At 56.2% G+C, this 11851-nt stretch carries 18 protein-coding genes; 10 read left to right on the forward strand and 8 right to left on the reverse strand.

Annotated elements, in window-relative coordinates; all coding sequences use genetic code 11:
• On the forward strand, positions 1–537 hold a 537-nt coding region (locus FT726_RS23845; protein WP_346303565.1), incomplete at its 5' end, for a bifunctional 4-hydroxy-2-oxoglutarate aldolase/2-dehydro-3-deoxy-phosphogluconate aldolase.
• A gap of 85 nt (positions 538–622) precedes the next feature.
• Here the strand turns inward: FT726_RS23845 and purT are convergent.
• Positions 623–1801, reverse strand: a complete 1179-nt coding sequence (gene purT / locus FT726_RS23850; protein WP_031280195.1) for a formate-dependent phosphoribosylglycinamide formyltransferase — start codon at positions 1799–1801, stop codon at positions 623–625.
• A 161-nt stretch (positions 1802–1962) separates the two neighbouring features.
• Between purT and FT726_RS23855 the strand changes: the two genes are divergently transcribed.
• Together FT726_RS23855 and FT726_RS23860 are read left to right on the forward strand one after the other, a co-directional pair.
• On the forward strand, positions 1963–2604 hold the full coding sequence (locus FT726_RS23855) for a tellurite resistance TerB family protein (RefSeq protein WP_058757517.1): 642 nt from the start codon (positions 1963–1965) through the stop codon (positions 2602–2604).
• 119 nt (positions 2605–2723) lie between these two features.
• The gene (locus FT726_RS23860) at positions 2724–4787 is read left to right on the forward strand and encodes a prolyl oligopeptidase family serine peptidase (protein WP_088518142.1); all 2064 of its coding nucleotides are present in this window, start codon (positions 2724–2726) and stop codon (positions 4785–4787) included.
• Here the strand turns inward: FT726_RS23860 and exoX are convergent.
• Together exoX and FT726_RS23870 are read right to left on the reverse strand one after the other, a co-directional pair.
• Complete coding sequence (gene exoX, locus FT726_RS23865; protein WP_288443088.1) at positions 4781–5449, reverse strand: exodeoxyribonuclease X; 669 nt, start codon at positions 5447–5449, stop codon at positions 4781–4783. The two genes, FT726_RS23860 and exoX, sit on opposite strands and share 7 nt — an antisense overlap.
• A gap of 3 nt (positions 5450–5452) precedes the next feature.
• The gene (locus tag FT726_RS23870) at positions 5453–5683 is read right to left on the reverse strand and encodes a DNA polymerase III subunit theta (protein ID WP_010616356.1); all 231 of its coding nucleotides are present in this window, start codon (positions 5681–5683) and stop codon (positions 5453–5455) included.
• 153 nt (positions 5684–5836) lie between these two features.
• Here FT726_RS23870 and copC point away from each other — a divergent pair, with 153 nt between their 5' ends.
• The 6 genes from copC to FT726_RS23900 all read left to right on the forward strand — a co-directional run bounded on the left by copC (position 5837) and on the right by FT726_RS23900 (position 8862).
• A complete protein-coding gene (gene copC, locus FT726_RS23875; RefSeq protein ID WP_346303566.1) occupies positions 5837–6214 on the forward strand; it encodes a copper homeostasis periplasmic binding protein CopC in 378 nt (125 codons plus the stop codon).
• Entirely contained in the window at positions 6214–7095 is an 882-nt protein-coding gene (gene copD / locus FT726_RS23880) for a copper homeostasis membrane protein CopD (RefSeq protein ID WP_288423828.1), read from the forward strand. The genes copC and copD overlap by 1 nt, the downstream gene beginning before the upstream one ends.
• A 28-nt stretch (positions 7096–7123) precedes the next feature.
• A complete protein-coding gene (locus FT726_RS23885) occupies positions 7124–7471 on the forward strand; it encodes a YebY family protein (RefSeq protein WP_215788130.1) in 348 nt (115 codons plus the stop codon).
• A gap of 623 nt (positions 7472–8094) precedes the next feature.
• On the forward strand, positions 8095–8307 hold the full coding sequence (locus FT726_RS23890; RefSeq protein ID WP_222951951.1) for a cold shock domain-containing protein: 213 nt from the start codon (positions 8095–8097) through the stop codon (positions 8305–8307).
• 20 nt (positions 8308–8327) lie between these two features.
• On the forward strand, positions 8328–8477 hold the full coding sequence (locus FT726_RS23895; RefSeq protein WP_240656183.1) for a hypothetical protein: 150 nt from the start codon (positions 8328–8330) through the stop codon (positions 8475–8477).
• Positions 8478–8733: 256 nt separating this feature from the next.
• Complete coding sequence (locus FT726_RS23900) at positions 8734–8862, forward strand: hypothetical protein (RefSeq protein WP_021510004.1); 129 nt, start codon at positions 8734–8736, stop codon at positions 8860–8862.
• 110 nt (positions 8863–8972) lie between these two features.
• Here FT726_RS23900 and FT726_RS23905 read toward each other — a convergent pair whose 3' ends face one another.
• The 4 genes from FT726_RS23905 to FT726_RS23920 all read right to left on the reverse strand — a co-directional run bounded on the left by FT726_RS23905 (position 8973) and on the right by FT726_RS23920 (position 10649).
• The gene (locus FT726_RS23905; protein WP_199189155.1) at positions 8973–9533 is read right to left on the reverse strand and encodes a diguanylate cyclase; all 561 of its coding nucleotides are present in this window, start codon (positions 9531–9533) and stop codon (positions 8973–8975) included.
• Between the two features lie 177 nt (positions 9534–9710).
• Positions 9711–9881: a hypothetical protein gene (locus tag FT726_RS23910; RefSeq protein WP_058774586.1), complete on the reverse strand. Its 171-nt coding sequence runs from the start codon at positions 9879–9881 to the stop codon at positions 9711–9713.
• 69 nt (positions 9882–9950) lie between these two features.
• On the reverse strand, positions 9951–10343 hold the full coding sequence (locus tag FT726_RS23915) for a YgiW/YdeI family stress tolerance OB fold protein (RefSeq protein ID WP_058757753.1): 393 nt from the start codon (positions 10341–10343) through the stop codon (positions 9951–9953).
• Positions 10344–10418: 75 nt separating this feature from the next.
• Positions 10419–10649 carry a hypothetical protein gene (locus FT726_RS23920; protein ID WP_058781840.1) on the reverse strand — a complete coding sequence of 77 codons (231 nt, stop codon included), beginning with the start codon at positions 10647–10649 and terminating at the stop codon, positions 10419–10421.
• 386 nt (positions 10650–11035) lie between these two features.
• Here FT726_RS23920 and FT726_RS23925 point away from each other — a divergent pair, with 386 nt between their 5' ends.
• Entirely contained in the window at positions 11036–11206 is a 171-nt protein-coding gene (locus FT726_RS23925) for a hypothetical protein (RefSeq protein ID WP_021510008.1), read from the forward strand.
• Between the two features lie 42 nt (positions 11207–11248).
• Here the strand turns inward: FT726_RS23925 and FT726_RS23930 are convergent.
• Positions 11249–11851, reverse strand: a 603-nt coding sequence (locus FT726_RS23930) for a hypothetical protein (RefSeq protein WP_346303567.1), incomplete at its 5' end; no start/stop codon positions are given.

An 11851-nucleotide genomic window follows, 5' to 3' on the forward strand; every position in this document is an offset into this window, starting at 1 on the left:
GCAGGTGGCGTACGCGTGCTGGAAGTGACGCTGCGCACGCCGGTGGCGATGGATGCGCTGCGGGCAATGATCAAAGAAGTCCCGGAAGCGATTGTGGGTGCCGGCACGGTGATCAATACCCAGCAGCTGAAAGAAGTGACCGACGCCGGCGCGCAGTTTGTCATTAGCCCGGGGCTCACTGAGCCACTGCTCAAGGCGGCGGTGGAAGGCCCGGTGCCGCTGATTCCAGGCATCAGCACCGTGTCGGAACTGATGGTCGGCATGGATTATGGTTTGCGCGAGTTCAAGTTCTTCCCGGCAGAGGCTAACGGTGGCGTCAAAGCGCTGGCGGCGATTGGTGGTCCATTCCCGCAGGTGCGTTTCTGCCCGACCGGCGGCATTTCACCGGCCAACTATCGTGACTATCTGGCGCTGAAAAGCGTGCTGTGTATTGGCGGCTCGTGGCTGGTGCCAAACGATGCGCTGGAGAGCGGAGACTGGGATCGTATTACGCAGCTGGCGCGTGAGGCTGTGGCAGGTGCGGCTTCACCCTGCTGATCGTGAATAGCGCTGCCGCGTAACTGCAACGCGGCAGCGGTCAATTTTTGCGAGTGGTGATGGCGCTGCGTCACCACCCGGTCAATCAGCCCTGAACCTGCACGGCTGCGGCGCTGGCAATGGCGCGGGCCACGGCATCATCGGTGCTGTCACCGGTCGCCAGCGCGACACCCAGACGGCGCTGCCCCGCAATTTCCGGCTTACCAAACAGGCGCAGCTGCAAACCGGCGCCAAGTGCGGCTTCCACATTCACAAACTGCACGTTGTGGCTATCGAGCTGTGGCAGGATCACCGCCGAAGCAGCCGGTCCATACTGGCGAATGCCGCCAATCGGCAGGCCGAGGAAGGCGCGCACGTGCAGCGCGAACTCAGAGAGATCCTGCGAAATCAGCGTCACCATACCGGTATCGTGCGGACGTGGAGAGACTTCGCTGAACACCACCTCGTCGCCGCACACAAACAGCTCCACGCCAAACAGGCCGTAACCGCCGAGCGCTTTCACCACGTTAGCGGCGATATCCTGCGCACGCTGCAGGGCCAGTTCGCTCATCTGCTGCGGCTGCCAGGATTCCCGGTAATCGCCATCTTCCTGACGATGGCCAATTGGCGCGCAGAAATGGATGCCGTCCACCGCGCTGATGGTCAGCAGGGTGATTTCAAAATCGAACTTCACGACGCCCTCGACAATCACCCGGCCCGCGCCTGCGCGTCCGCCTTGCTGCGCATAATCCCAGGCGTGATCCAGCTGGCTGGCTTCGCGAATGAAGCTCTGGCCTTTACCGGAGGAGCTCATTACCGGTTTCACGATGCAGGGAAAACCGATCTCGTGCGCGGCCGCGACGAAACGCGCTTTGCTATCCGCAAACTGATAGGTTGAGGTCGGTAACGCCAGCTCTTCTGCCGCCAGACGGCGAATGCCTTCGCGGTTCATGGTCAGACGCGCAGCACGGGCCGTCGGCACCACTTTTTGCCCCTGCGCTTCCAGCTCCAGCAGTTTTTCGGTGGCGATGGCTTCGATTTCCGGCACCACAAAGTGGGGCTGCTCCTGCGCAATCAGCGCCGCCAGTGCGTCACCGTCCAGCATGTTAATGACGTGGCTGCGATGCGCAACGTGCATCGCCGGGGCATCGGCATAGCGATCGACAGCGATCACTTCCACCCCGAGACGCTGACACTCCAGCGCTACCTCTTTGCCTAATTCACCTGAACCTAACAGCATGACACGCGTTGCGGCAGGACGCAGCGCGGTTCCGAGAGTCGTCATAATTTCACCTTAGCAGTCAAAATGCGCGCGCAGTATAAACGAAAACGTTTGCGTACTCACGCATTGTGCACGTCCGGCTTTGCCATACTTTGCCGGCTCTGACGTTAACTGACACAGCGTGCGGCAGCATAGTGAGCGGAAACTTAAACAGGAGTTAAACGATGAGTAACTGGCTGCAGCAAATTCAATCGGTTCTGGCAAAGAAGGGCGGTGACGGCAAATCAGGCGGCCTGAGCGATATGCTGGCACCCGGCGCGCTGGGTGGCCTGGCGGGTTTACTGGTTGCCAGCAAATCGTCACGCAAGCTGTTAACCAAATACGGCGGCACCGCGCTGCTGGTCGGCGGCGGGGCGGCGGCAGGCGCGGTGCTGTGGAATAAATACAAGCAGCGCGTGCGGGAAACCCATCAGGATGAGCCTGCGTTTGGCCAGTTGCAGACGCCGCTCGACCAGCGCGCGGAGCGACTGGTAACCGCGCTGGTGTTTGCTGCGAAAAGCGACGGGCACATTGACGATCGCGAGCGCACGGCCATCGAGCAGAATATCCATCAGGCCGGTTACGGTGCGCAGGCGGAAGCGCTGATTCAGCAGGCAATGAACCGTCCGCTCGATCCGCAGTGGCTGGCCGCCGACGTGAAAAACGAAGAGGAAGCGCTGGAACTCTATTTCCTTAGCTGCGCGGCGATCGATGTCGATCATTTCATGGAACGCAGTTACCTCTCCGCGCTCGGCGATGCGCTGAAAATCCCGCAGGACGTGCGCGACGGTATTCAGCGCGACATCGCGGCGGAAAAAGCGGCCTGAGTCACGCCGGAGGCGGTTGCGGCGGCCTCCGGTTACACTTCGCGTGCGTTTCCGGCTTGGCTTCCTCTGCCAGAAGTGCCACGCTTGCAGGATGTCGTCTTTCAGGGAGAAACTCTGTAATGAATCAGCCGCAAGCGAAAAAAATCCCCCACCACATGACGTTACACGGCGAAACGCGCACCGATAACTATTTCTGGCTGCGTGATGATGACCGGCAAAACCCCGAGGTACTGGCTTATCTGGAGGCGGAAAACCGCTACGGTAAAGCGATGATGGCTTCTCAGGATGCGTTGCAGGATCGGGTATTGAAAGAGATCATCGATCGGCTGCCGGCGCAGGACCATTCGGTACCGTACGTTAAACGCGGCTATCGCTATCAAAGCCGTTACGAAGCCGGCAATGAGTACGCAGCCTATTTCCGCCAGCCGGTGGATGCGCCCGCCGACCAGCCGTGGCAGCTGCTGTTAGATGGCAACCAGCGCGCCGCACACAGTGATTTTTACACCATGGGCACGCTGGATATCAGCCCGGATAACCAGGTGATGGCGCTGGCGGAGGATTTTTTATCGCGCCGCCAGTACGGCATCCGCTTTCGTAACCTCAATAGCGGCAGCTGGTATCCGGAGGTGCTGCGCGACGCGTCCTCCAGCGTGGCGTGGGCCAACGACTCACGCACCCTCTACTACGTACGCAAGCATCCGAAAACGCTGCTGGCTTATCAGGTGTGGCGTCACGAACTGGGGCATCCGCAGTCGGAAGATCAGCTGGTATATGAAGAGCAGGATGAGTCTTTCCACCTCAGCGTGCATAAAACCACTTCGGAACACTTCATTCTGATCGCGCTGTTCAGCACAACTACCAGTGAAATTCTGCTGATTGACGCGGAATATCCGGACGCACAGCCGCAGGTGTTTTGTCCGCGGCGGCGCGATCATGAATACAGCATCGATCACTATGATCACCAGTTCTTCATTCGCTCCAACCGCGACGGCAAAAATTTCGGCCTGTACCGCAGCGCGTGGCTGGCTGAAGATCGCTGGCAAACCCTGATTCCGCCGCGCGACCACGTAGTGATGGAAGATTTCCAGCTGTTTCGTAACTGGCTGGTGGTCGAAGAGCGTCAGCGCGGGGTAAACACGCTGCGCCAGATTAACTGGGCGAGCGGCGAGAGTTACGGTATTGCCTTTGACGATCCGGCCTATGTCACCTGGCTGGCCTACAACCCCACGCCGGAAAGTGACACGCTGCGCTACGGCTACTCGTCGATGACGACGCCGACCACGCTGTTCGAACTGAACATGGAGACCGGCGAGCGGCGCATTCTCAAGCAAACCCCGGTGCCGGGCTTTGACTCTGCCGACTACAAAAGTGAACACCTGTGGATCACGGTGCGCGACGGCACGGAAGTGCCTGTCTCGCTGGTTTATCACCGCAAACACTTTCAGCGCGGCGCCAATCCGCTGCTGGCGTACGGCTACGGCGCGTATGGCAGCAGCATGGAGGCCAGTTTTGGCACCAGCCGCATCAGTTTGCTGGAGCGCGGTTTCATCTACGCGATTATCCACGTGCGCGGCGGCGGCGAGCTGGGCCAGCAGTGGTATGACGATGGCCGGCTGCAACATAAAATGAACAGCTTCACCGACTTCATTGATGTCACTGAAGCGCTGGTGGCGAAAGGCTACGGTAACCCGCAGCAGCTGTACGCGATGGGCGGCAGTGCCGGGGGCTTGCTGATGGGCGGTGTGCTGAATATGGCGCCGCAGCTGTTTCACGGCGTGATCGCTCAGGTGCCGTTTGTCGATGTGGTCACGACCATGCTCGATCCGTCGATTCCGCTGACTACCGGTGAATATGATGAGTGGGGCAATCCGGAGCAGGCGGAATTCTATCGCTACATCCGCCAGTACAGCCCGTATGACAACGTGACGGCGCAGGCGTATCCGCACCTGCTGGTGACGACCGGGCTGCACGATTCGCAGGTACAGTACTGGGAGCCGGCGAAGTGGGTGGCAAAGCTGCGTGAGCTGCGCACCAACGATGCACTGCTGTTACTCTGCACCGATATGGATTCCGGCCACGGCGGCAAATCAGGACGTTATAAATCCTATGAAGGCGTGGCGCAGGAGTTCACTTTCCTGATCGCCCTGGCGCAGGGCACGCTGCCGCCGCGCAGCGATTACTGAGTGTCCTTAACGTATTTGCGCAGCGTCTGCCGCAGCGGCGCGCGCAAATCACGTACGTTTTCCAGTACCCAGCGCAGATAGCCCGGATCTTTACGCGCGATGCTGCCGATGCTCTGACCGCGATACTTACCAAACGGGAACACCTCGTCACTGACCGGCGCCGGCTGGCAGCGACTCACCATCTCGCTGGCGCTCCAGCCGGAGGTTTCCATAATGCGGATCAGCAGCGCGGCGGTGACGTAGCAATCGTACAGCGCGCGGTGCGCGTGCAGGTCTTCCGGCGGCGACACCTCAAGTTTCAGGCTGTGACGCAGCGCCTGGTTACCGTATTTAATGCCCGGCCACAGCTGGCGCGCCAGCGTCATGGTGCAGATCCATTCGCCCGGCATCGTCGGCAGCATGCGCCGGTCAAAGCTGGCGTTATGCGCCACATAGTGCGGGCTACCGTGATAGCGGCCAATCGCCTCTTCGATGGTCGGTTTGCCTACCACCATGGCTTCAGTGATGCGGTGCACCGCCATCGCCTGACGACTGATGGGCCGGTCCGGGCAGATCAGATCGCTCATCGGATTGACGATCTGGCCGTCAATGACATCCACTGACGCCACTTCCACCACGCCGCCCTGCAGGCCACAGGTTTCCGTATCGATTACGCGTAACATAAATTATTTCTGCTTAGGTTCGTAGGGCAGGCGGGAGAGACTGAGCGATGCCTGGCGATAGGCCATCAGGCGCTGACGGAACCAGTCGCGCAGCGCTTCCGGCTGCTCGCGCTCCACCATCTCGGCGATCACCGGCATGTTGTAGCGCTCTTTAAACGCCACGCCAGCGGCGGCGAGATCGACGTTTACTTTGTCTTTCTCTTCCTGCGACAGCAGGGCAAGGTTTTGGCTCATGCTTTTCTCCTGATAAACAGGGGCAAAAATAATGGTTTCGCCCTGCTGGATCAAGGGAATTGGATCGCACCGCAAGTCTCGACAGCCTAAAAGCAGCGGCGTATCCTGCTGCCACATTTGCGGCGCAGTGCCGCAGTTAAAAGGGAAGACGTGATGATGAAAACTGCATCCAGGCGCGTTATCGTGCTACTGCTGGCGGGCGCGACGCTGGGCTTCAGCCAGCTGGCTCTGGCACATGCCCACCTGAAAGCCCCGGTGCCGGCGGATAACGCCGTGGTGGAGCGCGCGCCGCAGCAACTCACCCTGACATTTACCGAAGATATTGAACCGGCATTCAGCGGCGTGGAAATGACCAACGCGCAGCAGCAACCGGTGGCGCTGGAGAAAGCCCAGCTGAATCCGCAGCAGCACGATCAGCTGATTGTGCCGATCGCCCAGCCGCTGGCGTCGGGCCAGTATCAGGTCAACTGGCACGTGCTGTCAGTGGACGGCCACAAAACCAAAGGTAGCTACAGCTTCAGCGTGAAGTAATGAGTCTTAGCGCGTTCTGGATCGTCCTGCGGGCGCTGCATTTTCTGGCGCTGTTTCTGCTGACCGGCAGTGCATTTTATACCGCGCTGCTGGCACCGGCGCGCTACCGACCGGTGCTGACACAGCGCTGGCGGCGGCTGATGGGATACAGCGCCGTGCTGAGTTTACTCAGTGCGCTGTTGATGCTGGCGGCGCAGACCGGGCTGATGAGCGGCGACTGGCGCAGTATCGCCAGCATCGACGTCTGGCTGGCGGTGCTGGGCACGCGCTTCGGCTCGGTTTGGCGCTGGGTTATCCTGTTTGCCCTGCTCAGCACGCTGGCGCTGCGCCTGCGGGGTAATCTGCGCCAGCAGGCGTTACTGGCGACTGCGCTGTTGCAGCTGGTGGCGCTGGCGGGCGTCGGCCATGCGGCGATACGCGACGGCATGCCGGGACTGCTGCAGCAGGGGAATCATGCGCTGCACTTGATCGCGGCCGCCTTCTGGGCCGGTGGCCTGCTGCCGCTGCTGCTATTAATGCGCGAGGCGCGTAACATCGCCTGGCGCACCGATGCCATTCGCAGCATGATGCGCTTTTCACGCTATGGTCATCTGGCCGTGGCGCTGGCGATTGTTACCGGCACGGTCAACAGCCTGCTGATTGCCGGCACGCCGCTCAACTGGACCGCCACGCTGTGGAGCGAGCTGCTGGTGAGCAAAGCGCTGCTGGTAGCACTGATGGTGCTGATTGCGCTACTTAATCGCTATCTGCTGGTGCCGCGTTTTCGCCTAGCCGCCAGCCGGGCACCGAAACTTTTTATTCGTCTGACGCAGCTCGAGCTGCTGCTGGCGTTAATTGTTATCGGGCTGGTGAGCGTGTTTGCTACGCTGTCGCCGGCCTGAATCTGTTAAAAGATGAGATGAGGTCGAGATTTTGCTGAAGAAACTGATTCCAGCTGGGTTACTGATAGCGTTGTGCAGCCAGGCGTTCGCCGGGCAGATTATCACCGTCAGCCGTTTTGAAATTGGCAAAGATAAGTGGCCGTTCACCCGTGAAGAGGTGATGCTGACCTGCGAGAAAGATGGCGCGCTATTTGCCATCAACCCCAGCACACTGCTGCAGTATCCGCTCAATGATAAAGCGCTGGCGCGCGGCAATGCCGGGCAGGGCACATTGCAGTCCATCGATACCATCCTTGCCGCCGATAAAGCGCATCCCGGACAAAAGATGAGCCTGCAGCCGATCGTCGATCGCGCCCAGCAGCTGTGCGGTAAATAATCCCTGCATTTTCAGGCGTAGCGCACATTTTTGCCGCTGCGCCTGCCAGCCGTTAGTGCCAGCGCGATCACAGAGTTGGCAGCTTTTGCCGGCGGCGAAGCCCGCTGGCTGGAAAATCACCGATGCTGGTCTACCTTTAAAAGGCAAGGCGTCCTCGCCTGCAAAAATGCCAACTTTTAGCGCACGGCTCTCAACGAGCCATTTCCCTGGACCCGATACAGGAATCGTATTGGGTCTTTTTTTGTCTCTTTTTCGGCGTACTCTTTACCTGGCGAAATGGCAGTCGTGGCCGCAGCAAAATAATTATTTTAAATGCCTGAGGCTTTCAGCGATTAAAATAGTGACTGATTCTATCCACTTAAAACTTTAAACGCGGAGCGTTCACCGTTTCGTTACGCCTTTAATTGGCCATTAAATTTTATTACCCCTTGTGTTTATCCGCCAGACGTGCGTTAATGCGTCTCCGGTCTGATAAGCAGACAGTCCCATAGTTAGTTCGTTTTGTATCTCTCATCTGTGTTAGTGCCTTTCCTGTGCCTTTCTCTTTGAGTTTTATCTCAGGTTCTGATGTGTCGCTGCGGTTCAGCCTCTAATGCCATATGGCTCATTATCAAGGTATAAACATGTCAAATAAAATGCTCGGTACAGTAAAATGGTTCAACGCTGAGAAAGGTTTCGGCTTCATTTCTCCGGAAGACGGCAGCAAAGACGTTTTCGTCCATTTCTCTGCCATTCAGGGAACTGACTTCCGTTCACTCGATGACGGTCAGAAAGTTGAATTCTTTGTAGAAAACGGCCCTAAAGGTCCGTCAGCTGTTAACGTTACAGGTCTCTGATTATTACAGTAATTAATGCTATGAGATGCCCACAATGTCAGGGCTCTCAATATCGCCAGTCCGTTTTTGACAGGAACAGGCAAAATCCACTCGGTGCAAAATGTATTTTTTGTAAGTCGATTATGGTTGCCTTCCCCTCGTCGTTGTATGTGATGAAAGAAGCGAATTAATTCAGTTGTGTTATTCATGTGGCGAAACAAATTAATAACCACACCTGATGACTAACGCAGCGAGTACCCTATTATTGGTCACCTTCGGGTGGCCTTTTTTGTTTATCGCGTTAGCCGAGGGCAGGCGATAAGCAAAGCGTTAACCCATAACTAATTTACTTCTTACGCTTAATTCACAGATGCGTGATAAACCCGCCGGGCTGAAGGATAACGCAACTAAAATAGTTATTACCCAATGTGGGGTATGGAGGTGCTTATGTCAGAACGACCCGATGATGTCACTCCGCTGCCTGATGATGCGCAGGTGCCCGGCGAAGAGCCGCTTGATGACGATGATGATACCGGCACCGGATTGCCTGAAGACGATGGGCAAAAACCGATCTAATCGATAAACCTCCCGCGGGAGGTTTTTTTATCATGTGGGTATTGGCTGTGGTGGAATCAATAGCTTCCCCAATCATTCCCATTTCCATTCAGCACGGTGGTTTATGCTGTTCACGTTGAGGCGTTTTTCTTCGCGCGCCGGGTACGCAGATATTCTTCCAGATAAGGCAGCAGTTCAAACACCACGATTGCGCACAGTACGCCAATAATATAACCCTGCGGCAGCGGATCGGCACGCAGCGTAAGAGTAAGCCGGGGCGTTTCATTGCCGGCCCCAAACAGCGCGAGAAATTGCGGCCAGTGACGGGAGATCACCAGTAGCAGCGCCATCAGCGGCACCATTTCGAGAAAACTGTGGATGTGTTGTTCGACCGGCGTCACTTTTCTGCTTTTCACCGCATAGCTGACGTCCCATAACGCAGTGGCTTCATGACAAAAAAACAGCACGATCATTAGCGCAATAATCAGCGCATTCACCTCAAGAAATAATGCCAGCAGCAGCGGAGTGCCCATCTCCAGAAACATTAAAATATGTATCCACGTTTCTTTAACGCCGGAGGTATGCTCTATTTCGGTTGCGCGATGACAAAGCCAGTCGGCAAAGCCAGCAATAAGCCAAACCGGTAAGACAAAATAGAGTAACAGCAACATTTGTGGATCAAGACTGTGCATCAGCATATCCTTTATTTCAGCGTAATAACCAAGCATAGCCATGAAAATTTAATCAGGGTAATGGTGGTGGGCGTTAATTAAGCCAGACGTAAAAATGCCGCCGGTAATAATACCCGGCGGCAATGAGGACAATAAATTTTCAGGGCAGGGCGCGGTAAGTACTGATGCCGCTAACGGTCAGGCCTGCGGCTGGCCTACCGGTCCTTTACTCATTGGACCGCCGGGCACCGGTTGTTCTGCAGGGACATTAGGGCGTCCGTCCGGGCCAATTGGCCGTTCAGGTTGCTGACAGCCAGCCAGCGCGGTCAGGGTGGAGAGGATTAACAGACTGGCAAACAGGCTCTTCATGCGATGATTTCCTGAGAATCGAAAGATAATGTCCGCCGCACGCGCGACGGCGGACCGGACGATAATGCATTAAGGTTCTTCGATACGTGCAACATCCACACGGGTATTCTCGCCCCGGCCATACACTTTGCCGCTTACCCGTACCTGATCCTCGGCGTTATAGGTTTTGCCTTTGAAGGTATCGGCTGCAGCCTTAATGGTCACGGTGCCGGTGCTGTCGCGAAACTGATAATTATCACCGCTTAACTTTTTAACGATATAACCTTCCAGCGTGACATAGCCGCCCTGACGAAAATCCCGAATCTGTTCGATATGCGTCTGGCCGGTGTCTTCAGAACCTTTATAACCGGCGTCCTGTTGTTTCTGTGGCGGCGGGGTTTTACCGCCCTCAAAGCCGCCCTGTTCAGCGATAGCGCCCAGACTAAACACCATCAGCAGTGACGCCAGTACCGTTTTTTTCATCATAATCATTCCCTCTTGATTGCAACATTCCACAATGACTTAAGCCTGGCACAGGATCGCGCATCCCGGGAGCCGTTACGCTGAATCGTTATTTAACACGCTTGCCGGAATGTCGATGCGATCGCCCAGCGACCAGCGTTTCTGCCCCAGCACGCGCTGCGGCGTGGTGTCCGGTACGTTGAAATAGTAACCGGCGGCGCCGTTATCGTCGGGCTGCGCTTTGAACAGCGTGTCCGGACGGATGCCCATCTCATTGAGGTCGTCGTCGCTTAACGCAAGGTAGGTGGCTAATGCAGACTGGCTCATGGCTTTCCTCCTGTCTTATGGGTACGTATTCAGTTAAGCATCGATTGGTATTTATGCCATCGGCTGCGCTTAATGCAGGCGGTGATGATTTGACGAACGCCAGATGCTGTTCTTGACTGAGTCGTACAGGCATCAAATTGAGGTCGCTACCATGACTGAGCTATTCCATATTATTTCCGTCGGTACCCTTGTCGCCGGACTTTATTTGCTCAATTAGCGCATTTATTAAGCGTGATAACATTGCGTGAGATAATACGTAAGTGACGTTGTCACATATTACGCATCGTCATGCTGAGCGCAACGCAGCGGATATTTGCAGCAGCCAGCCACAGCGAAAAATGGTATAACAGGGCGCATTGATTGATGGCCGCTTAACAGGATTTCGCATGGCAGCAAATACACACTATCTTCTTTGGGTGATGATTGGCACGCTCACCATTCTGAGCATTTTTATCGGCGCGATTGTCGGTCAGGCCAAAACGCCGCGCACCGGTTTGCTGACCTTTGCCGGTTTGTTTATCGGTTTTATGCTGGCGATCTTTTTAATCACGCGTTAGCCGGGATTCGTCATAGCCAACCTATGATTTTTAGCTGCGCCGTTACCAACTGCTGCCGTTGCGAATATGGCCCCAGCGCGGGGTGATATTCTGCTCCAGCTGATATATCAGCGCCAGAATCAGGTTGAGGTTATAGCGGGTCACCTCATTATGTTGCGTGATACAGGGTGATGACGATTCAATCAGATTGAAATTACTGTATTTTTCCAGCAGCCCGAGGTGCGGTAACACTTCCTGCTCGCGCTGATGATCGGCCAGAGCAGTAAACAGATAAATATTTTTCTGTGTCTGGCGATCGCGTCGCAGGGCATTGGGCAGGTATTTATTTAGCAACGCGACCGCAGCCGGGCTTATCTCTCCCATCATCGCCTTCCCCACACTGGGCCAAATCTGGCTTGCATAGTCACCGAGAAAAAACTGCGGTACTGCAGTAATAATGTTTCTGATGTTGTGGCGGATACCAAAGTAGAGCGCGGCACTGCCGCCTTTCGACGCGCCGAGAATGGTCACGTCAGAAGGTTGGGTTAGCTCAATCACCGCCCGGATGAGCTGGCTGACGCCGTGCTCGATGTTGAACTGAAGATTGTTACACAGGTAATACGCTGGCAAACCGTTGAAATCGTCTTTGATCCATAACACGGCTGC

The sequence above is a fragment of the Pantoea sp. Morm genome, from assembly GCF_016643525.1.
Lineage (GTDB): Bacteria > Pseudomonadota > Gammaproteobacteria > Enterobacterales > Enterobacteriaceae > Pantoea > Pantoea dispersa.